Origin of the sequence: Prevotella sp. P5-50, assembly GCF_002251295.1 — a bacterium.
Taxonomy (GTDB): domain Bacteria; phylum Bacteroidota; class Bacteroidia; order Bacteroidales; family Bacteroidaceae; genus Prevotella.
This window is the reverse complement of record NZ_NPJA01000033.1, coordinates 150,691-172,836: the sequence shown is the minus strand read 5'-3', so window position 1 is coordinate 172,836 and position 22,146 is coordinate 150,691. Positions and strand designations below refer to the sequence as shown.

The window sequence follows — 22,146 nt, the reverse complement described above, 5'->3', positions numbered from 1 at the left end:
TCAAGCCTTATAAAGTATCATTTATAGGAGTTTAGCGCGAAAAATGGCTGTAAACTCGACTTTGCAAGGTTACAGCCATTTTTTATCTACACCCAATTTTAAGGAAATCTACACCCAAAAATAAAAAATATCAGATTTGTGTGTGTGATTGCTTTGCAGTACATAAAAGCATAAAGACTTTATCCAAATAAAACATTCAACATCTCTGCAGCAATTCTATCGTCCTTCAACTTTATTATATTGTCTTTATCCGAGTAGAAGCCCAAAGCATTCACATTCCCATACCAAACAAGTGACTTGTCTATTACTATTGTACAAAGTTTCAAATTTGGATTAGTTGTGGCATGTAGCCCTGACGATTGAAGGAAATCATACTGCTCATCATTTATTGCGGTAACGATTGCAACTTCAACTCCATTGGCACTTTGTTCTTTCAGCAGAGAAACAAGTTTGTTGTTTGTAACACGATATAATCTTGGTGAAGAGATGACAATAGAGCGTTTTGCCATGGCAATATCTTTTGCCAAAGACTTGATAAAGGATCTACCGTTGAAAATCTGACTATCCTCAGAAGTTGCAGGCAAATCACTAATTTCACCAAACAATGTTGGCTGTCCTAACTGAATCATCTGATATCCTATGGCAGCATACGCTCTTAGGCGATTGTGATACATGCTATCACATAATGGTTCGTGAATATCAATGTAGTCATAGATACGAACGTCTTTCTTTCCGTCATTTTCACGATGAAGACGACCTGCATACTGCTCCAATCGTCCCTTCCATGAGATTGGCAAAGCAAGAAATAATGTATCAAGGCGAGGATAATCAAAGCCTTCACCAACATATTGTCCGGTTGCAACAATTACCAGAGGCTCGCCCGCGGGAATTTCTTGGAGCCTTTGTAGTGCATCACGCTTTTCCTTGGCTGTACTAGCTCCTGTCAGCTGAATGACATTTTTTGCATAAGGTTTTAGTTTCTCTGCCAAAAGATCCACGTGTTGCTTGATGCCTGTAAGCACAATTGGCGTTCTGCCACTCTCCACAGCTTTATGTATATCATCTACAATGAGAGAATTACGAACCTCGTCTGCCGCAAGACTCTTTTGTAAAGCAGGAAACGACTGTTTGTCGTCGGTTATGCTGCGATAAGATGTGAATCGTGGAATGAGGTATCTGCGGAACGACTGTTTCTGAATTTGACTCTTGGAGTCAGCAGAAAATCGTATGGGGCCACATTGCATGAAGATAATCGGCTGCTGACCATCCTTGCGGATTGGAGTTGCCGTTAAACCATGCACATATTGAGCCTTCACGGACTTAAGAACCTTTTCGAAGGTAATAGAAGAAACATGATGGCATTCATCGACAATGACCATACCATAGTCTTGAACGAACGACTTTACTTCTCCATCCTCAAAGCATGACTGTATTAAAGCAATGTCAACAACTCCATGGATGGTATCTGTTGTGGAATCAAGACAACCTATTGGCGAGAACGCTTTCCTACGTCCTCTTTTTTTGACAGGTTCTGGCTCCTTGTAATCAATATCCAGGAACTCACTCAATCGTTCATGCCACTGCGTTAGCAATGCTTTGGAGTGAACGAGAATAAGTGTGTTTACCTTACGTCTTGCAATCAAAGATGCAGCAGTAACTGTCTTTCCGAAAGCTGTGGTAGCATGGAGTATTCCATTATCAAAGGGAAGCAATGATTCAATTGCGTCAAGTTGTTCCTCTCGTTCTGTTCCAAGAAAAGTGACAGCTACAGCCTTACCATGATTCGTTTCGTCAACGATAGTGTATTTTGCGCCATTTGAGTCAAGTAACTTCATGATAGCCTCTTTGCACCCTCTCGGCATTGCAAGATAATCATCTGTAATGTCAAAGCACGATATGATGCGAGGTATTCCGTATGTGGACATGCGCATTGCCTGCTTCTTGTAGAATTCCGGATTGCGGAATGCTGCAATGCGCTTGATATGGTTAAGTACTTTGGCAGAAACAGAATTGAGGGGAATGTAGATTTTATCAGCTACTGTTATGGTTATCGCTTTGTTAAAATCTGCGCTATTGATATTTTGAGGTACAGGAGTCACCCATGGCTTACTCTCGCTTGAGGTTGACAAGACGCCCAAGTCTTCATGGATATGTTGCTGTAGAATAACATCAACTTTTTGTTCTTCAATCTTCTGAACTTGCGCAAGATAAGCCCATTGGTCTTTGTACGCAAGGAATTCATCATCAACGAACACACTATTCAATTCCTTACGTGCCTTTCCTTGTAATGGCAAAGCAACGAGATTGCCGAAGCCTCCTTCTGGCATTCTGTCTTGGTTTGGAAAGAATCTGTCATAAGAATCGAATGCCATTCTTCCGTCACGGCTCATCGCTTCTGTCAGAATCGCATTGCCAAGTCTTCGTGCCTTGTAAGCAGGAACAACAGCGTCGAAGAATATCCAAACATGCGCTCCATTACCAGAACGAGAACGTTCTATAGAGTAAGGTATGTTCCAATCACGACAAACGCCAACAAATGCCAGCACATCATCCTTGTACCCATGCTTGCAGCTCTTATCGTCAAAGTCAGTACATAGGAAAGCACAATTGTTGTCCAGCATGATGGCATAGATTCCAACCACATCGCATCCGTTTTCGTCATTGCCGATAAGGTGCCTGCAAATCTCATCATACCCAAGTGGCAGAAAATTACGGTTTGGACAATCCGCACACTTGACAGCCTTTTTGTCACAGACACTTCTTCTCCATTCATTTACACAAACAGGTTGATAGCCACCTTTATTCGTTGCCTTGCTATACCATCTACGGGCGAACACATCTTCTCGCCCACGGAACAAACTACGGAACAACTCGACTCTCTCATCTTTTCCCAGATGAACATCAGGGAACGAAATAACAGAGTAAACCTTCTCTTCGTCTGTATTGGCAGTAGCAACTTCATACGCAATCCCATTCGCTTGAAGTATCTCCTTCAAACGAGCATTCTCCGTCCTCAATTGTCCCAATTCTAAAAGAAGGGAGTCGTATTTCTGTTGCTCCTGTTGCATATTATAAAGGTGTGATTAAAACTTACGTTTGAATCCTCGACAGGTTTGTGCCGATTCTTGTGGAGTATTCTTGGAAACTCTCATGTTTGAATAGCATCCACAGTGAGCATATCTTCCAATCTTTTACTAAGATTTGTCTCATAAATATTCTATTATGAGGCAATATACATACTTATACATGTACAGCTATTCAAATTCTGTCTCTAGTATAGTTATTGTCTAAAACCTGCCAAATATTGGGTGAATAGAAACCTTGCTTTTGAGATTTTGGATTTTTTGAATCCAATTTTCGTTCATAGTATAATTTGACGTTTTGCTTTACACTTTTCATTATGGTGTTGAACTTAGTTCCGCATTTAAAATCTGAATACCTATTCTTCGCTTTGTCAATGACTTCTTTATAAGTAAATGGGTACCTCTTTCTTATATCCTCCTCTGACAAAGTGACAGGGATTCCATTTTCGTCGTATTTAACATTGGTGGAAGTAAACGAATTGCCTTTTTGAAACTTAAGCTCAATTTTTATCGCGATGTCGTATTCTTCTCCTTTATTTTCGTTTTCGAGTTTATGCTTTATCAGTTGGATAAAATTTTGTGCTTCTGGAGATGATGCAGAGTCTACATCAATTTTGTTATCCACATATGCCAGTGGCATCAAATATAAATTATATTTTGATAAGGAACGCTTTGTTTGCCAGTCTTTTAGTACCTGTACGTAATTCTTTATACAAGCAAAACCTAATTCTTGCAATGGCTTTGAGAGATCCTTCATGTTAATAAAATGGATAGCATTATCTCTAAACTCTATCAGAGAATCAATATTGTCTTTTAGCTTACTAGGAAGCTCATGTTGTGAATTCAATCGGTTTAGGGCTTCATAAATAGAGATGGACTTTGGATTATTGGTTCGATTTCTGTCAAGAACTTTCTTTTTCTTAGATTTCTCACCATTTTTGTTAAAATATGGTTTGTAGCAATATATAGAGTTAATTCGATAGTTATTCAACTTAAGCAATCTCGCCTTTAACAACAACTCCCATGAATTTATTGCTAATATAGCAAAGGTTTCCTCTCTATATTTGAAATCTGGTTTATTGTATATTTCAATTGCAGATAACATACTTCCTATAGATTTGTCTATAAGGCTTTCATATATTGGATTCTTTTTCATATTTGCAATAATATGATTATGTTCAACATATAAATATCTAAATACTGAATCCAAGCGACAGAATGTAGTTGAACAAGTCTGTCAGGTACTTTCTTCTGTGGTCAACAAAGCTGTTGTAGTTAGCCTTCGAGCGCACCATCCAACTGTACAGTTCTGGTTCAGCAGAAACCGAAGGCAAGGCATAATGACTGTTGATGTAATCCTTGTAGCGTTGGCAGTTGTTACGGAATTCATTCTCCGTGCCATTTCGTGGGATAAAGTCCTGTTCATACCTCGCTAAAGTCTCCGTCAGCATCACTTTGTACTCTTCTTTTATCTCGTACACCTCGTTCTGTACATTATACAACCAACGATAGAGAGACGCCTCGCCCTCGCCATTGCCAGAGACAGGGTAACGATTGTATGATTCTACGAATGCACAGAAATCTGCTAAACGTTCTTCAAAGCTTTGACGCTGTCTGGCTGTTGCATCATACTCTATCCACTTTGCATCATACGACTTTGACTTTAATCCATAAAATCCATCGTTGAAGTGTACAAAGCGGCCAAGTGTATCATCCCCCATCGACCACTCCAGGCTTTGAGGCTTCGTGTTCGGATAGTGCTCTACTACAGCTTCAAACAACTGCTCAATGTGCATAGGTTCGTCCGACTCCTCAAGCAACTTTGCCAGAAGGTCACGAATGGTTCCAAAGAACACATTCTCCCAACTGTCCAAACCGTAGCGCGACGTATTGCCAATGGGTTTGATGTTGGGATGACGGAACAGCCATGAGCGTATCTGAGCCGACTCCGTATATTTATGGTCAGGATACATTTCCTTGAATGCAACAAAGAGTTCATCCACCGACATTGGCTCACCTTTCCTTGCCAATATGGTGTACAAGTCCTCTGCTACATCAATATGGTTTTTCTGCACAAGTACACGACCTTCATCGTCCACTTCCAGTTCTAACCCTTCCCTTGCAATGTAGCTCATCAGTTTGACAGCTTCTGCCTTTTCCTCGGTAGGCATCGTGTTGAGCGAAGCTTCCACTTCTATGCGCGTATCATTAGTATAGCGCGAGGACACCATAGCCTGCAGCGAGTCAACACAGTCACGAATCTTTACGGACGGCATCATCTTGCGGTTGATCACCACAGCCACATCGCCCACTATTTCTGTTTCATACTGATTGCTGAATCTGAGCAGTTCTGTCTCACCGCTCTGATTCCTTACGGCTACCTCAAAGTCACGCTCTCCCAACAGCTGCATCAGTCGTGCGAATACACGGAAGTCAAAGTTCAGGTGTTCACGTTCCTTCAGTTGCTTGTATTCGACCGACTCTGCCGTAACGAATGGCATCGACAACAACTCGTCATAGCTCTTCCATGCGTCTGTCATAATCAGTTCCGTGTCATGAACCTCGAGTTTTTTCGATGTAATCTGACGTATTCTTTCGCGTGTAAGCCCCATCACTTCTGCCAACTCATTCAGCGTACGTTCCTTGCCATCGAAGATACCATACAGCAAACTGAATATCTTATTGTTACGTACCTCGGAAATACGCATATAGTTGTACAGCAGGAAGAACATCGGATGCACTCCGCAGTCACGACCATGCTCCATCACAAACCTCCTCTCCACACTACTCAGGTATGGATAGTCGCGTTTGAGCAGAGCCGATTGCACCTCATCGTCACTCATCTGCCAGTAGCGGTCAAACTCTTCCTTCAGCAATTTGTTGAAGTTGAACACCTCCGTCAGCGTCTTCATCATGCTCTGACCAGGGCAAAGCTTACGGTAATCCAGCAGAGGAGAGTCAAAATACTGAGCCAAATCCTCAAACCTCGGTGCTGCGTGTTCAACAAAATTCTTTGCTCGTACGCTCAGCTGCTTCTCGCGCATCCGCTCATAGACACTCTGCAGGTACTCACGAACACCTGCCGTGATGAAGAATTCTGCCTTGTCCCGATAGCTGAACTCTTCTAACCTTGGTTGCAATTCTGTGAACGTCGATTTGTATTCCGAATACGTGTCGTTGTCAGCACGCTGTCCGTCCAGCATCCTGTTCATGGCGTCTTCGAGATAGCGTGCATACATTCTGCGAATCTCGACGTTCTCTGCCATCGAGAACTCACCGTGTATTTCCAGCAGGTTGTTCTCGTTGCCCATCACCATACTGTGCAATTCCTTCACCGAAGGGTAACATGCCTTGAAGAATCTTGTCACGTCATTGTCCTCCACGAAGAGAGCCTCGTATGCCTCACTCAGCATCTCCCCGATGGTGTCGCCTACCATGGCAAACACATCCTCTGGGGTTTCGGACTTCTGAGGTGCATTCTCGGGGTTCACCTCTCGGAGCAATGGCACTATCTCTGTATAGGACTTTCTGCCAAAGTTCTTCAACTTCAGCAATTCCTCGGGCGACTCTGCATAGTTCAGCACATCCTCCAGTGTCACCATACCCGCATAGCGCAGGCAGTTATAGGTTCTCGCTGAAATCTGCTTACCGTCAAACAGTTCCTGTATTGTGGTGTCCAAATAGATTCGCATACTATCGTTTTCCTTTTTTTATTCGGTTTCTAATCCTGCTACCTTCTCAAGCAATGCCTGTGCCTCGGCTATCAGTTCTGCTGCCTGACCAATGGCATTCTGTTCCTCTTCCGTGCCGTCTTTCTCACGGTCAAGGTCGTCCAGCAAGCCGTAGCATCCCACGTAGGCATCGCCCAGTTTCTCTACCCAGATGGCAGCTGTTTGCTTATTTGTTGTGGTCATTTGTCTTCTTGTATTTTCTAGTTACGTGAATTAGTTTGAAAAATGAGCCTAAGCTCTAAGCGGATTTTCTTTGCAATTAAAAACACATTGAATTTCAACTATTTACATCACATGAGGATTTTCTCTGCAATTAAAGATCAATTATTCGACTACCCATAGAATGGTAGGTATGACGTAAATTTGCGGGACGTGTTCTCATCGTCGTATGGTTTCAAAAAACCACGTTCTACGCATTCTGCAATGATGCGTGATGCAACGCTGTTCTTGTTCTTGTCCAATCCAAATCTTTCACGTACCGCTTGATTTGTCAGCATCTCATTTCGTTCATAGAGAATACAAGCGTGCTGGTAGCAAGCTACGGTCTTTTCTTCCTTGGTCATTTCATTCAAAGCCTTCTCGGGGAACATCATCACTCGGGTATAATCGTCGCCACTCTGCACCTTATACGCTGGCAATCGCATTTCCTCGATGGCTGTGACAGCTCGGTCGTAACCACTACCTCGTCGTTCACAAAGGTCGAGTTGTAACATCATCTGTGCTAAACCTTCGTTGCGGGAATGTGGAGGAAGGTCAATGAGTCGGTTTACATCATTGAGGCATGAGCCAGGATTGGTCATCACGATGCGGTTGGTGAAGATTTCTATTGTGATAGGCATACCCGTAATGGCGAAGTCCTGATGCACCATGAGGTTTGCCATGAACTCACGTACAGCCACCTTCGGATAGGTAGGAACGGCTTCTCGTTTCGCAATAATACGCTCCTTGCTGGTCATTGCCATCACCGTGTCGAGCAGATCAAAGAATCCAACTGCATACCCTCTGTCCATCTTGTACTCCAACTCCATGATGAGGTTATTCGCACCTGCATACTTTCGTACCAGAATTTCCTTCATTTTCAATGCCTCAAAGTCCTTCAACTTATGAGCAAAGAGGATAGCTCCCAGGTTGAGAATGTTGTAGAGATCTTCCTGTTGCTCAATCATGCTAAACTCCAGCATCTGCTCGATAATGCGCTCCGAATCCTGCGGAATCTTACGGTCGATGAGTTCGTACATTTTCCTGTAGTCAAGCAGCTCAAGTACTCGCTCTGCCGAAATGCCCCCACACGCCACACGCTTCTCAAAGGTCAAACCATGCGACTGAGCCAGCATCTCATGCACCTGTTCGCGTGACATTTTCACGGTATGACCCGCTGAACGGATGTAAGCCTCGTAGATGTCACGTCCGCGCAGATAAACTGGTTTGTTCTGCTGTTCTGGGATGCGAATGAAGAGAAGCGGATGTCCTTCAAAATCCAATACGGCATGTTCCAACTGAATTGACCATGCAAGGTTGTTCTTAGCGATGTTGCCGAGCGTCTTTGTCGTATCTTCAATCGTTTTCTTTGTGAGTTCCTCAAAGGTGGCATCATCGTTCACACCAAATACCAGCACACCACCACCTTTCAGATTGGCAAAGGCACAGAGATGCTGAGCCAAACGCTCTGTCTTATTCGACAAACCGCCCTTCCAATCAATCTCGTTTAACTCCTGTGGCACGGGGTAGAGACTTTTATGTAATGCGTCTAATGCGCATTCTTTCCAGTTACTCATGTATGGATTTATTTTTTTATTGTATTCTTTCTTAAAAATATGCGTTTTATTTGTCGCCAGCCCCTTGTTTTTGACCCTCTCGCGACGATTAAAACGATGTTTTTAACTATTTTTTACGTCTCAACTGTATCGTTGGATTCTCATCATACTCCTGTTTCAAGCGGTAGAGCTCCGTGCCGGGGGTGATGATGTCCTTACGGTAGTTGGTGTAGAAATTCAGCAGTTTCAGCGCATCAGCCGATGTAACCGCTTCCAGTTCTTCCTTGTAGAACGTGTTTGTGTGGATAATGTCCAGTACCAACTGCTTTTCATCTTCTGCCAGTGTGTTCATACAATGGCTCCAGCATTGACGCCAATGATCTGTACCCATGCTGCCCTTCTCGTCCAACCACTTAAAGAAGAAACGATACAAGATGAATGTCTCGGGCATCTCCAACAGTTCCATGTATTCTGTCTCATCATTGCCGAAGGCTTCAAGGAAGAACGTTATGCCTTTACCCACCTTACCCTTGGTGCTGTTCAGAATGGCTTGTATGGCGCGTATGTACTTGCGGTTCCAATGCTTGCCGATGTAGTCACGATTGTGCGATAAATCCTCTGCATCATCCTTGCCTTTGCGAATAGGGTGATACTTCATCGGGAACGAATAGATGTTTACATTCAGCTCGTCGCAAAGTTCCACATTTATTCTCAGTCGCTGATACAAATCCAATGGCTTATCCACGAAGTTGTAGAGCAGATAGTTGCTGAAATCCTTCAATCCCGCTGCTGCACTCATGCGGATAGCCTTGTTGTACGAAGGGAACGTCTTGATGTCGTCAAACGCAATACGCAACGGACGAATGGCAATGCGCGACAACAGTTCAACAATCTCTTCTGTGAACAAACGTGCATCCACGCCTTGGTTGAAATCTACGTACCTCGCTCTTGGCACAGGATGTTGGTGACGCTTGTAAATGTCCTTTATCTCTTCGTATGCAGCAATCAGGTTCTCCTTCTTCGTTGTGGAAAGTTTGTTGATGTGGTAGCGAGCCATTACTTTATACACTTCGTATGACTCATCACCCTTCATGGGCTTCAACTTTTGATAGAACTCTGCTATCAACGCCTGACTCTTACGTATGTAAGCTCTGTCATTCACACCATTCTGCAGGTTACGAATGGAAATCTCCAGCATATCAGGCTGAACAAACTTTGCTCCTTTCCCGAAGCCTGAAGCAACAATGTCATCGATAATATCCTTGAGGTTTTCTGATGCCAATACGTTATTATCCATAAGCAGCAAGTCCTTCTGGTCGCCATACACTTCGCGAACAGCATCCAATCGGTCTTTAAGAGGAATGTACGGAATGTATTTATCTTCAAGAGTCGGTACAGCGCAGAAGGCACAATGACGGATGCAACCACGAGTCATGTAGCCGTAGAAAGCATTTGACATTGGATATTTGTACTCAATCTCGTCAAGAATGGAGTAATCCAATGGAAGATTGTCTATAATCTGAGTGTCGCCCTTGTCAAGAACTCCAGGTTTGCCAAGAATACCAACCCAAGGCTTTATTCCGGTTGCCTCTTCAAGTTCCTTAGGTTGAATGGATGCAAGCACACCGCCTACCATCAAATCCTTTTTCTTCTTTACAAGTAGTTTTGCAAAGTTGATGGTTTCTACAGTTATGTCCCAATAGAACGTAAATAGTGTCGTCACACCTACACGATCCCATTCCGGGTTGTCTTTCCACGTACCTTTCCAATAGTAGTTCTTCCAATCGTCAAGTTTTGCAAGAAGAATCAGTTCCATGTCTGAACGCTCTATAGCGAGTCGCTCAATTACCTCTTTCTTGCGCGTCTTGATGTATTCGATGAACTCGTCTCTCTTCAAGAACCAATCAATAGTAGAGTCAATGTAGTTGAATTCCTCGATACAACGGTCAGCAATTCGCTCAATGACAAACATCTTCAAGTCGCCCTTAAAGAACGTAACCTCCCATCCACCTAAATTTTTATAATAGGTGGAGAGCTTCATTAATCCAATAGGAGGATACTTATTGGAATAATTAGGTTCTATCAAGAGGACTTTCTTAATCTTTTTAGTTGCCATTTGAGAACTCCTTCACAATTAATCTTTCCATTTCAGAAATCAACTTCTGGTCATGCTCATTTTGAGGGCAATAAGTATTCAAAACTCTGAACACCCTACGAATTGTCCATACTTCACTTGGGTCAAGTAACGCTTGCAGAGGCGCGATAATGTCCTGCTGTCCAAGCAAAGGTGTGGTAGTTGGAATAGGTGCTGGCGTTTCAACAGTTTGCGTTGCGGGGGTAGTTTCAATTACATCAGGATGAAGTGGCTCTGGTGATGTAGGAGGAACTTTCTGAGGATTGTCAACTCCTGTTGGTTCATTTGTGATAGGAGTCACATCAACGGGATCCTCAGAGACGAATGTCGGTGTTTCCTCTGGTTCGTCTTGCTTGATAACAGGTGACTGTGGAGTTACAGGCTTTGGGGTAAGCGCCTTCTTTGTTTCCTCAGCATTTTTCTTTGCCTCTTCGTATGCAGGTTGATAGAGCATCAGCATTCTTTGGGTCGGACCAAATGTAGCATTCTTGACCAACTTGTCGAATTTGCCAATACCTTTGTTCTCAATTAGATCTTTTGCATTGTAGTCATTCAAATTCTTCTGCTTGTTCCAACGATCAACGCCTTCCTTAATCTTGTCAATACTCTTCTTCGCTTCGTTCGCCTTAGTATAAAGGTTCTTTAAGGATTCGAAGTACTCACGTAACTTGGTATAAAGGGCATTTGTCTCTGGGGTAGGAACAAGACCGTCACGTGCACCATTAGGCACAATACTTGCATGGGTAACAAAGAACTCGCCATAGAAATAAGAGTTTCCGCGCTCTTCCTTCCATAACGAACCACCGGAGAGAAGATTTTGATCGCCAATCTGAATGTTATGCTTTCTTAAACGTATGCATGAAAGTGTATCGTCCTTAGGTATCTGGATTGTAAACTTAGTGAGAGCAAACCATCCCCAGCCAAGCATACCAAACTTATCATCCTCAATCTTGAAATATTCGAGGTTGTTGATTTCATCCTTTGTGCCCTTGATGGATAACTCATACTGCTTCTGGATAGGTGTCTTACCTACGAACAACTGAACCTTCTCCAAGCCTTCGTGCAATGCCTTGAACTCAGGATTATCTACTGTACTCTTATAGATAAGAACATTATTAAAGTGCGGCTTGTACCCTACAGGGGCAACCATGTTCAAGTATTCGATGACTTCCTCTCTGTTAAGAAGAGCAGGCGCAGAATCACTCTTTACACCATTGAGCGTAACCTCGAAGAAATGCTCATCTTCTGTTACGTCAAAGCGTTCTTTTTTTGTGCAAACATCAATGACGTATGTAGCAAGGTATTCTGTTGGATCTTCCTTAACCATCTGCCAGATTTTATCAACATCAAACGTAATCTGTGTGCCTATGGATTCGCCTCTGGCTGTAGTACGGAAAATCAACTCATGACAGTAACCGCCACCAACGAGTCGGCCAATACCGAACTGACCTGCCTGATTAACGCCATCTTTTGTGGATGCCGAAATGTCAAGAAGTGTTCGTACGGCATCGTTGGCATTGATACCTGTACCATTGTCTTTGATAACGATAACCTTTTTGCGTGCGTCAATATCAATGTTTACTACGCCATCTTTTGCCTGAGCAAGTACACGCTCGTCAATCGCCTTGTTTATCGAGTCAAGAGCATTCTGTACGTACTCACGATAAATGGTTTTCTCATCTGAATAGAGAGTAAACATCAGAAGGTTGATAAGTCCCTTCTTAATCTCAGAATTGTATGACAAACTATTATCCATTGTCTGTAATTTTAGCCGTTAGGGAATTGTTTGTAGGTTGGACGTGGGAATTTCACGTTAATCAATGAACGTAATGCAGGATTTGAAATGATGTACTCGCCTTGGTCAAGTCGGGTCATCATGTTCTTGTAAACCTGTGGGATGTAGCGATAGTCAGGTTTTGACACCTCAATAGCATTGGTTCGTCCGTATGCCTGAGTAGCGCAGTTGCCTTTGACACGATCGTGGATTGCACTTCGGAACTGCTCGACAGAGAAAAGGATAATGCCAAGTGATCGACCACGCTCTGCGATATCAAGCAGTTGCTTCAAGATTGGAGAGTTCTTTGGAACATCATTTGAAGCATACTTATTCAACTCGTCCACAAATAGAATTACCTTATCGGGAATGTCATCACGTTCAGCACCGAGCTTAAGGTCATAAATGGCGCGAGCCACACTACCAAATACAAAGCTTTGGGTATTCTCGTCAAGACGGGCAATATCGATGACCATCACGTTATTGGCACGCAGATGGTTCTGTATCTCGCCATTCAAATCAACCTCGTTGACAAGGCTCTTTCCGAACACGTCATTTGAAATTGCTTTGCTGATACAACGCTTAAACTTACGCCAACTGACAACCTGTATTTCTTTATTACTGTTTGTATTGCCAGCCTTTGTGTATTCATCAATGGTTTCCTTTAGTGTCTTCCATTGTTCAACACCAGAGAATTGTCCTTCGCCGTTAAGGATGAAGTTTACGCATGCTTCGAGTGTATTCGTGCTATCGTCTTCATTGGCAAGCAGCAAATCCAATCTGTCTTTATTGTCACCAAATGTGAACTTATAGGTAAAGGCTTTCTTTGCCTTCTTCTGACGTTCAATATCGGAAGGAGATGCGTATGACTGTACCTTAGCCGAATCACTTTTGCTGTAGGGGTAATAATAGCGAACGTTCTCAAATGGGGTGGTTGGCAAGTTCAACTCTTCATAGATTTTCCTGTCACGCTCACCAAGTTCTTCATTTGGCTCGTCAATTGCCATAAGGTCGCGTCCCTTCACATTGAAGAATACAAAGGCGCAAGTTTCTCCGTTCTCCAACTTAAACTTATTCTGGATGGCTCTCAGAAGGAACATTGAGTATGAAGTCTTGGCTGCAAGACCTGAAATACCCGAGATATTAATGTGAGCACCATCAGGGCCAACAAGGAAATGGGAATCGAGAGTTACTTTGATTTTCACCTTGTCTTCTCCCTGATACATTTCAAGGTAACCACATACGAGAGGATTCTTTACGTCCTTTTCCGTCAGACCTAACGCCTGGCGAATTTCTTCCGGTTCACATAGAGAAACTTGCTGTCCGTTGAGTACAGGAGTGTAAATGTTCTCGGTGTTGCCAGAAACTCGTGCCTTAACGTAGTTCATGCCAAGACGGTTCATGTTTCCAATGCCATCATTTGTGTCACCGAAATCGCTTGAAATGTAACTTGTGAAATGGCTTGGAGCATCAGTAATGTGGTTTATTTCTTCTACAACTCCAAACGTGATAGAACCCGATTCGTGGTTTACCTTTACCACATCAAAGGGGCTGAGGATTTGTTTCTTGTCTGTCCAAAAGTAAAACTCATCAATGGTTGATGGGTATTTCTCCGTAGCAGATACTTTGCCGATTACTTTTGCCATATTTAGAATAAGTTTAATATGATGTTACTATTGAAATACTTTGATTTGCAGAAAGTCTCTGTCAGATAAACTGGGTAAAGGTGATTTGCCCATCGGGTGTCATTGCCAAAACAAACTGGGTAAGCTTCCTTGATAAGATTTGCGCTGATAGTGTTAATCAAATCGGTTTCCACCTGATCGTCTTCATTTATGATAACCATCTCGCATTTCACCACATCAGAGAAGTGTGTTTCTCTGAAATCGGAAGCTCTAAGGCGAAGATACCAAACAGCATACTGAACGCCATTTGCGTCTGAGGTGTATCTGTAGGCTTTGGTGCGCTCGAATGGTTTGAGGCTTGCTATGGTTCTGGAGAGTCGTTGGCCTTCGAAATCGGGAAGTAGCTCTGGGTCAAAACTCTTGGAAACCCCAACTACATAACGGTAGTTTTCACGTGCCATTGTCTTGTCATCTGCGCTCTTGTTTGAGAAACTGGGATTGTACTCTAACGAACCATCTTTTATTAAATAATGTTCATCGTCAAGTCGGTTCTCCTCGCAGAGTTTGGCTACGAGTCGCTGTTCTTCGTCAGTCATCTCTGCTTGAATCTTTGCCGTACCACGATTTTTGTAGTTATCTTTGTCGCTATTCAGCTTGTCTTTCTTGTCGGTTTTATAGAGCAGAATCTTGTCAACCTTGATGCCTGACTGTTTGATGAAAGGCAACTGCTGCAAATCTTCATTGATATCTTCACAATACAAACGGCAGAAATCATCTCCTTCGTCATCAACATCGAAGTCGTCTGGCATAGCAATCACAACTTTTGGACGTATGTTGTCGTAGGGTTTGAACGTATCACGGTCTTTACGCTCGCAACAACCTACAACTATTTGGCCAGCAAGTACCGGGAAGATTTTCTTGCCAATTGCAATATCATCTACCTTATAAACATGGCGCGAACCGTCAAGAAAATAAGTAAATATGGGACGTGAGTAGTCAATAAGCATCTGGGGCACACGAACAGTGTGTACCCTTGTCAGATTGCTTTCAGCAATAAGGCTGGTATTTCGTGTAGAAGCAGGCTTATCGTCATAGTCAAGTACGTCAGCTTCAGAAGACTCAATAGTAATCTTATTGGTCTTGTAACAGAGGTACTTTCCCTCACCTTTTTCTTCTATGAATTTGAGTATTCTACCCATAAAGAGTGCTTGTTTGAATTTTATTTCGCTACAAAGTTAATGTTTTGTTTTGAGAATTTCCAAATTATTTGCAAACTAAATTTATTATTTAACATTTATTGTAATTGTTGAAAACCAATCATTTTGCCTCTTGGGCCACCATCTTAACACAATTCTCGAAGGAGAAGTTAACATGCTTATACAACATGCGGTAAGTTACAAGAAGTTAAAAATGTTAAATCTTTGCCTTTTTCACCATCTACAGAATCTCCATCATCACTTTTCTACCGTTTTAATCAAAATATATTGGTACACAGCAAGTTGCAAATACATGACTTGGCTGAAAAGGCAGGTCATTTTTGGTTCGAAGAACTGCATCCCGAAAAGATAGATGTCGGGACTGGGAAAATCCAAACTGCTACCAATGGTACATTTAATCGTAAATATAACATGACCATTCCAAAAGAAATGGAAGAATATGAGGGATAATTGAGGCTTCGTCCAACTTATGATTTTGTCATGGAGTTACTTCATACAGGAAATATGATAGAAGTGATGGAACCAAAATCATTGCGACAAACAATGAAAGAATGGGCAAAAAGCCTATGGGAGTTATACAAACAAGACTGACAACTATTGATATGGAAGAAAACAAAATAGAGATATATCGTTCTGCAGACGGAAAGGTCGAACTGAATGTAAAGCTTGAAAAAGATACTGTATGGCTGACTCAAAACCAAATGGCTGAGTTGTTTGGGGTAGACAGAACGTCTATTGTTCGTCATATCAGAAACATATATAAGGTAGAGGAGTTGGATGAGATCTCAACCTGTGCAAAAAATGCACAGGTTCGTTTTGAGGGTAGCAGAAAGATAGTTCGCGATATACCATTCTATAACCTTGACATGGTTATATCGGTAGGTTATCGAGTGAATAGCAAAAATGCTACATCTTTTAGAAAATGGGCAACATCCACATACATACGACATGGCTGAATCCCAATAGGATAGTATTGAGAAAAATCTTGTGGGAATATAGTTCGCTTCATTTCTAAATGATGATTATGAGTGATGGGTTTATCAAACGGTAGCTTTTCTTATACAAAAAAGTCTTCGTTCCTTTTCTTTATTTCATTCAAAATTATGCATTTCTTGGCAAGGACAGGAACAAACTGTGCTGTTTTTATATATCTTTAACTTGTTCCTGGAATCCGGTAACTACTCATGTCTAGAGGTGATGAGTAGTTACCAATAACCACAGGATTCTTAATTTATGATAATTTTAAGGGGGGCCTTGAGTTTTGGGACACCCTTTACCTTATATAGGTTAGTAATATAGCTTAGCCCCTTGAATTTTCCATTTTCCAGGAGAGAAACATTAAGCCCTTATTCCTCCCCATTCAGGCATTCGCCCGTCTCATAACTCTTCGTCATATCCTTTAAGATACCAATCATCTCCTGCCTCAGACTCTCGGGTTCCTGTACGATGATATTTCTGCCATGCCACAACAGTTCCTGAAGGAAATCACGGCTGGGACGAAGGGTGAGGGTATATTCCCGATACATTCCATCTTTCGACTCCTTTACTTTCTGCTGGCTCTCGTGCAGCGGAACCTCCTCGATGTAGTTGTATTCCGGATAGAAGGCACGGATACGGATTTTCTCCACGGGCACATTTTCCATCCGATAGATGCCAAAGCAATCTTCATAATAATTCTCTGGAGTCAGGAACTTCTTCAACTTTGCCGGCAACGGATGCTTCTCGCAAATAAGCTTCAGGAAACTGATGCGGTCGAAAGGAAGACAGCGAACGAGTTTTCTCACATCTACCTCTGCACTTGAATTGGCTTTCCCTTCGGACGCCGAACGTTGTTTCTTAACTCCCACAACGTACCACCGTCGTTTGAAGTATCTCACGAAAGCCGGTTGTAGCACGATATCGCTCTCTGCTCCGAAACCCGAAACGTATTTAAACTTCAGCAGATATTGCTTATCTATCGCAGAAAGAATATCATCCAGATATTCCGTGTTGTATGGCGGCGTATCGAGCATCACCTTATTGTGATACTTCAGCATATCACCTAACGAAGCCAGCCGCAGGGAACTCAGCATCCATTCCGTTACATCATCGTCATCCACGGGGTCACGCTTCAGATAATACCGATAGCCGTCGCTCTTGTTACATTCCACAGTAATGCCAAACTGCGACTGGATATTTTCACGATAACGATGAAAGGTACGCTTGTCCAGCACATTGTTATCCTGATTAGCATGGGCTTCCTTCCATTCATCAGCAATCTCCTCAAAGGTAAGATGCGCACTATCCAAGAGGCCTATCAGCCAACTATAGAATTTCACACGATTGTCCATAGCACGTTCTTTGCTTATTACTCCAAAAATCTTTGTATCACCCGATACCAATAGTCCCAGGAGTAACCTACGGAAGGATGATTCACCGCCATCACTTTCACCTGCTTGCCATTACTCAGAAGATAAGCACCTGTAGCAACAGGATAACCATCCACTACGATGTCGTCACCATCGTGCCAGCGCACATTAGGAAGATTGTTCCAAAGCCTCTTGCCCCATACGATGATGTACTCAGGCTGATACTTTTCGATGACCTCAAAGAATTCCTTGCCTGCCTGTTGATATTGTTCGGCAGTACCAGCCTCGCGAGGACCACCCATCGCCACTTGCAGATAGTTGAAGAATACCACCGAGTTCCAAATCTTCAGCCTCATCGCTTGATTGGTCTCCTCTCCCACTAACGAACGCTCAAACTTCAAGAAAGTCCGCATCCAGTTCTGTCGTTCCTTATTCTCATTGAGATAATCATCAAGCACGTGCTGCGTAAAGTCCATACACTCCCGATGCAGACGGCAGTCGCCACAATCCGCACATTCCTCTTCACAATAATGACTCTCGCCCAATATCATGATTCGCTTGCCAAAGATGCCTCCGTTGGCATAATCCTTGCCAACGAAAGGCTGAAAGAAAATGTTGCTATTCATAAGCTATTTGTCAGTTTTATTCCTCTCATCGATGCTTTTCCATATCTTTCGATAAAAAGTCTTTTTCAAGCCAAACAATCCGCCAAGTGGAAAAGCTATATTATAACTTGATGGATAAGTGTGCATACTGTCACACTTTGGGCATTTTACAGGAGCGGTATATACTGTACACCGCCACTCACAGTCCCATCCCATGAATTTGTTTCCACAATTATCACAGGTAAACTTTGTCATTCCTCTAAACATAAGCAATCCTTTTTTAGAATAATGAAACAATCCAATTTCCCAAGCGAATGGCCCATGATATAATCAGATAAATCAACCAGCAAAGCATCACCGATACCGGCAGGAAGAATGAAGCCAAGTATAGGATCCAGGAACCACTTGTCCATATACTTCGCCGTACCTACCATCAGACGATATGATGGCATATTCATCATCTTCTCACGCTTTGCTGCTTTTTTATCAGCCATACTGTTCATCGTATTTATTTTTATTTATTCTTTATCACAACCTACGATTATTCTTTTTCATTGTTACATTACCTTATATAGTTATATATTCGATTTCGGCTGCAAAATAACTATATAGATATGTCAAATGGTGACAGAGGTTCATGAAAATAGTATATAAGGCTTACTTTTTCTTGGTAAACAAGCTTATCAACCAGCAGTAAAGCCTCCGACTTCAGGAGCTGGATCTTCATAAATCCCGCCTCTTCGTCTCAACTCCTCTAATAATTTACTTTCATTCTTTGCCATATTGCTTATTTTTTAAGTTGTTATACCACCAGTAGTTGCAACCTTTCAGTTTCAGTTTTTCAAGATCGATCTTCAATTGCTAACTTCATATTTATTATAGCAGTCATGATTGCTATAACGTTTTAAAATATCAATAAGAGAGTAAAGACGTTTCCGTCCAACCCTCTTATCCTAAATAGTGTATTTTTTTTCATGTGAATGGGCATGAAAGAAACATACTTATATTCTGCATTTTAGTTTATATCAACTAAAACTGCAGTCGTTCGTAAACAGCCTTCTGCTCTTCAAAAGCATTATTTATTGCCTCTATGCACTTCTTCTCAAAGATAGAAACAAATCGCTTATAGCCTTCTTCATCATGATCACGCTCTATCTTGCTAAGCTTTGAAGACAAATCAGCCATAGACAAATCAACAACGGAAGTAGTCAACACACTCTGAATTGCAGAGTTCTTCTCTTCCTCAGAAATGTTTTGCTGCATGATTTCAGCTTTCAACTTGCTCTTCATTTCCACCAATGAATCAGTCCAGCTATTTGTCACATACTTAAAAATGTCAGAAAGAGACTTATAGTAATGACTTGTGACCTTATAAAAAGCAACATCACGCTGTACAATCGGCTTCTTGTTTTTATCTATAGCCCACAAGCCAACACCACAAGCAACAGCGACTCCACCGGCTGTAGAGATGCCATTTTTCTCTAAGCACAAACCTGCTACTATGGCAACAGCACCACCTAGCAAGCATGCAACAGAGGCTACAGTATGCTTAGCTGGCTTTGTATAAGTTGTAGTTATAGCAGCCTCAGGAAAAGCGACTTTCGCCGTCATCTGCTTAACATACGAAACCATCTTAGCTTGCTCGTCATTCAGAGCTGCTATATATTTTTCTCTTACGCTCATAATATTTTCTCTATTTCGTTAATACTTGCAATCGCTCTCGTATAATTCACGAGCTGAGCTTTCTTGTCCTTTAATTCTTTTTCAAGAGAGTCAAGATAACCCTGAACAGAACCATTTGCCTTTGTGATTAACTCGTCCTTGCGACTTGTAAAAATATTTATAACTTCATTCTTCGATTTATCAAGTTCTTTCTTTATATCCGTATTGAACTGATCAAACAGATTACGTAAACCGTTTTCAACCTTACGACGCGCATCCCTTGCTCTTTCAGATATTTTATTCTTTGCTGTAGCCTCATCAACAGAACCTACATCATAAAGAGACACATCGCAGTCTTGAGCAACATCCATAATACGTCCAACGACATTATTTGTCAGATCCTTGACATTCATAACAGTAGAATTGCTCATTGAGGCAAGAACCTCGCCAAGAATACGTCGCAAACCATCAGCATCGAACTTAGCTTCAGAATCCTTTTGCTCAGCTTCCGCAATAAGGCTTCCGATAGTATCTTTTATTGAATTCATAAGTTCACTCGACTTATTATTCCAATCAGTTGACAAATTTTCAGCCGCAGCTTGAACCTGACTTTCTGCCTCGGAAACAAGTTTTTGCTCATCGATTTTCTTGTAAGAGCAGGATACATCCTTATCCCTACCCCAAAAAGTAGATTGTCGTACGAATGTGATACTCTCCACTTTAGTGGGGACTCTAACAGAAGGTGTCTGATAACGATTCCAACACTCCTTCATTGCCTGTTCTGCCATATCATCAGCCTTGCTTGCCAAAGAGTCTATATCTTTCACAATCTTATCAACTACCTTTTTAGTAGCATCACGAACTGATTCTATCTGAGAAATATCTTTCTTACAAAGAGCATTGTTACGTTCATTTAGATTGGCCTTGCCATCACTCAAGATTGCTTTGATTTCGCTTGTTGCATTGCCAAAATAGCTGTTTACCTTACTTGAGATAATCTTATCACGATTCTTCACGAACTCACCATCAAGATAATCCTTTCTGATATCATCAATATTTGAAAGCACATTGAACGTATCCTTTATGTCACTGTCAGAAGCGAAGAAACTTGGATAGAATCTCTTCATCTGTTTTACGACATGGCTCTCCATACTGTCCCAGTCTGACGGTTTTTTATTAGCAATAGAATAACCGATACCGGAACTCATCGTAAAACGAGGTTCTTCACCCCTATAGTCTGAACCAGAAAGGTTGCGTCTGAACTGAGCTTCCAACTGTCTTTGGCAATCTTTTATCGCATTCTTCAAATCGTCTTCAAACTTTGAGCCAGAATCCTGCAGCACAGAGTCAAATTTACTTGCAATAAGCACCACAGTGCCTATGCCCTGCGAACCAATACGATTTGTAAGGAAGTTAACGTCTGTGCTGTCAAAAAAGCGAGAAGCAAAACTCAAAAAGAACACACCATGACATTCACGCAAGAACTCACGAGTGCGATGCTCGCGAGACACCACTGGGTCGTTTACACCCGGAGTATCCACGATTCTCATTCCTTTAAGTCGCTCATCATTCAGACGAATAGAAAGACTCTTCACTACAGATGTGAATTGTCCGTCTGCGCCGACAAAGTTCTCAAGAATATCCTGCAAATCCTTGATATCAGTGAATTCATTTTCTTCTGGAGCTTTTCCAACCTTGCCTTTGGCAACACGAGTACATCGTGATATAAGTTCTTTAGCAGTAGACAGCTCATCTGGAATATTCGCCATCTTTGCAGCCTCTTCATCTGTCAACGCAGGATTCATTGACTTCACGTTATTCACGAAGTCGTCATATTCTTTGGCTTTGTCCTCAAACTTTTCCCACTCCTTAGCCGTGTAGTACTCAACGGAGAACACATTCTTTTCACCATATTCCAACACTGTCAAGCCGGCTGTCATTGGCGTAGATGCCCTTGGCAACACATTCTCACCTTCAAACAACAGCGAGTTGAGGAATGATGACTTACCTGCCTTCACCTGACCAACTACACCTATTTTTAATATCTCGTTGTCACGTTTCAAGCGGTCACCACCTTCCTTTATGTCGCAAACTTTCTCTTTTATCTTTGAGAAAATCTTCTTTATCTCTTCATTATCTGACGTACTTGCAATGTCAACCGCTTTGGTTAACTTTCCAAATACATCATTATAATTGTTTATATTTATAGCCAT

The 22,146-nt window shown here is 42.1% G+C and carries 16 protein-coding genes; 2 read left to right on the top strand and 14 right to left on the bottom strand.

The genetic code is table 11. From position 1 onward, the window contains the following. Nucleotides 1-179: 179 nt before the first annotated feature. From CIK88_RS07845 to CIK88_RS07805, 9 genes are all read right to left on the bottom strand, one after another. Nucleotides 180-3,068 carry a DEAD/DEAH box helicase family protein gene (locus CIK88_RS07845; protein WP_094435670.1) on the bottom strand — a complete coding sequence of 963 codons (2,889 nt, stop codon included), beginning with the start codon at nt 3,066-3,068 and terminating at the stop codon, nt 180-182. 190 nt (nt 3,069-3,258) lie between these two features. After that, nucleotides 3,259-4,239, bottom strand: coding sequence for a DUF3644 domain-containing protein (locus CIK88_RS07840; RefSeq protein WP_094435668.1), 981 nt, complete (start codon nt 4,237-4,239; stop codon nt 3,259-3,261). A gap of 37 nt (nt 4,240-4,276) precedes the next feature. Beyond that, nucleotides 4,277-6,775: a DNA-directed RNA polymerase subunit alpha C-terminal domain-containing protein gene (locus tag CIK88_RS12815; RefSeq protein ID WP_094435666.1), complete on the bottom strand. Its 2,499-nt coding sequence runs from the start codon at nt 6,773-6,775 to the stop codon at nt 4,277-4,279. An 18-nt stretch (nt 6,776-6,793) separates the two neighbouring features. Further along, complete coding sequence (locus CIK88_RS07830) at nt 6,794-6,997, bottom strand: hypothetical protein (RefSeq protein ID WP_094435664.1); 204 nt, start codon at nt 6,995-6,997, stop codon at nt 6,794-6,796. A gap of 149 nt (nt 6,998-7,146) precedes the next feature. Beyond that, nucleotides 7,147-8,589, bottom strand: a complete 1,443-nt coding sequence (locus CIK88_RS07825) for an ATP-binding protein (RefSeq protein WP_094435662.1) — start codon at nt 8,587-8,589, stop codon at nt 7,147-7,149. A 106-nt stretch (nt 8,590-8,695) separates the two neighbouring features. Beyond that, a complete protein-coding gene (locus CIK88_RS07820; RefSeq protein WP_094435660.1) occupies nt 8,696-10,684 on the bottom strand; it encodes a hypothetical protein in 1,989 nt (662 codons plus the stop codon). After that, entirely contained in the window at nt 10,674-12,458 is a 1,785-nt protein-coding gene (locus CIK88_RS07815; protein WP_094435658.1) for an ATP-binding protein, read from the bottom strand. Before CIK88_RS07815 ends, CIK88_RS07820 begins: the two co-directional genes overlap by 11 nt. Nucleotides 12,459-12,469: 11 nt before the next feature. Next, entirely contained in the window at nt 12,470-14,122 is a 1,653-nt protein-coding gene (locus CIK88_RS07810; protein WP_094435656.1) for an ATP-binding protein, read from the bottom strand. A gap of 2 nt (nt 14,123-14,124) precedes the next feature. Then, nucleotides 14,125-15,300 carry a hypothetical protein gene (locus CIK88_RS07805; protein WP_094435654.1) on the bottom strand — a complete coding sequence of 392 codons (1,176 nt, stop codon included), beginning with the start codon at nt 15,298-15,300 and terminating at the stop codon, nt 14,125-14,127. Between the two features lie 222 nt (nt 15,301-15,522). Here CIK88_RS07805 and CIK88_RS07800 point away from each other — a divergent pair, with 222 nt between their 5' ends. After that, on the top strand, nt 15,523-15,768 hold the full coding sequence (locus CIK88_RS07800; protein ID WP_094435652.1) for a type IV toxin-antitoxin system AbiEi family antitoxin domain-containing protein: 246 nt from the start codon (nt 15,523-15,525) through the stop codon (nt 15,766-15,768). Nucleotides 15,769-15,884: 116 nt separating this feature from the next. Then, the gene (locus tag CIK88_RS07795; protein WP_254046872.1) at nt 15,885-16,274 is read left to right on the top strand and encodes a virulence RhuM family protein; all 390 of its coding nucleotides are present in this window, start codon (nt 15,885-15,887) and stop codon (nt 16,272-16,274) included. A 390-nt stretch (nt 16,275-16,664) separates the two neighbouring features. Here CIK88_RS07795 and CIK88_RS07790 read toward each other — a convergent pair whose 3' ends face one another. The 5 genes from CIK88_RS07790 to CIK88_RS07770 all read right to left on the bottom strand — a co-directional run bounded on the left by CIK88_RS07790 (nt 16,665) and on the right by CIK88_RS07770 (nt 22,146). Beyond that, the gene (locus CIK88_RS07790; RefSeq protein ID WP_094435650.1) at nt 16,665-17,648 is read right to left on the bottom strand and encodes a WYL domain-containing protein; all 984 of its coding nucleotides are present in this window, start codon (nt 17,646-17,648) and stop codon (nt 16,665-16,667) included. Nucleotides 17,649-17,665: 17 nt separating this feature from the next. Next, nucleotides 17,666-18,292, bottom strand: coding sequence for a hypothetical protein (locus tag CIK88_RS07785; RefSeq protein ID WP_094435648.1), 627 nt, complete (start codon nt 18,290-18,292; stop codon nt 17,666-17,668). Nucleotides 18,293-18,522: 230 nt separating this feature from the next. Then, the gene (locus CIK88_RS07780) at nt 18,523-18,774 is read right to left on the bottom strand and encodes a hypothetical protein (RefSeq protein ID WP_094435646.1); all 252 of its coding nucleotides are present in this window, start codon (nt 18,772-18,774) and stop codon (nt 18,523-18,525) included. A 526-nt stretch (nt 18,775-19,300) separates the two neighbouring features. After that, a complete protein-coding gene (locus CIK88_RS07775; RefSeq protein ID WP_094435644.1) occupies nt 19,301-19,954 on the bottom strand; it encodes a hypothetical protein in 654 nt (217 codons plus the stop codon). Then, nucleotides 19,951-22,146, bottom strand: coding sequence for a dynamin family protein (locus CIK88_RS07770; protein ID WP_094435642.1), 2,196 nt, complete (start codon nt 22,144-22,146; stop codon nt 19,951-19,953). Before CIK88_RS07770 ends, CIK88_RS07775 begins: the two co-directional genes overlap by 4 nt.

Coding starts and splice junctions, on each gene's coding strand:
- CIK88_RS07845 (WP_094435670.1), bottom strand. CDS start 3,068: ATGCAACAGGAGCAACAGAAATACGACTCCCTTCTTTTAGAATTGGGA.
- CIK88_RS07840 (WP_094435668.1), bottom strand. CDS start 4,239: ATGAAAAAGAATCCAATATATGAAAGCCTTATAGACAAATCTATAGGA.
- CIK88_RS12815 (WP_094435666.1), bottom strand. CDS start 6,775: ATGCGAATCTATTTGGACACCACAATACAGGAACTGTTTGACGGTAAG.
- CIK88_RS07830 (WP_094435664.1), bottom strand. CDS start 6,997: ATGACCACAACAAATAAGCAAACAGCTGCCATCTGGGTAGAGAAACTG.
- CIK88_RS07825 (WP_094435662.1), bottom strand. CDS start 8,589: ATGAGTAACTGGAAAGAATGCGCATTAGACGCATTACATAAAAGTCTC.
- CIK88_RS07820 (WP_094435660.1), bottom strand. CDS start 10,684: ATGGCAACTAAAAAGATTAAGAAAGTCCTCTTGATAGAACCTAATTAT.
- CIK88_RS07815 (WP_094435658.1), bottom strand. CDS start 12,458: ATGGATAATAGTTTGTCATACAATTCTGAGATTAAGAAGGGACTTATC.
- CIK88_RS07810 (WP_094435656.1), bottom strand. CDS start 14,122: ATGGCAAAAGTAATCGGCAAAGTATCTGCTACGGAGAAATACCCATCA.
- CIK88_RS07805 (WP_094435654.1), bottom strand. CDS start 15,300: ATGGGTAGAATACTCAAATTCATAGAAGAAAAAGGTGAGGGAAAGTAC.
- CIK88_RS07795 (WP_254046872.1), top strand. CDS start 15,885: ATGGGAGTTATACAAACAAGACTGACAACTATTGATATGGAAGAAAAC.
- CIK88_RS07790 (WP_094435650.1), bottom strand. CDS start 17,648: ATGGACAATCGTGTGAAATTCTATAGTTGGCTGATAGGCCTCTTGGAT.
- CIK88_RS07785 (WP_094435648.1), bottom strand. CDS start 18,292: ATGAATAGCAACATTTTCTTTCAGCCTTTCGTTGGCAAGGATTATGCC.
- CIK88_RS07780 (WP_094435646.1), bottom strand. CDS start 18,774: ATGAACAGTATGGCTGATAAAAAAGCAGCAAAGCGTGAGAAGATGATG.
- CIK88_RS07775 (WP_094435644.1), bottom strand. CDS start 19,954: ATGAGCGTAAGAGAAAAATATATAGCAGCTCTGAATGACGAGCAAGCT.
- CIK88_RS07770 (WP_094435642.1), bottom strand. CDS start 22,146: ATGGCTATAAATATAAACAATTATAATGATGTATTTGGAAAGTTAACC.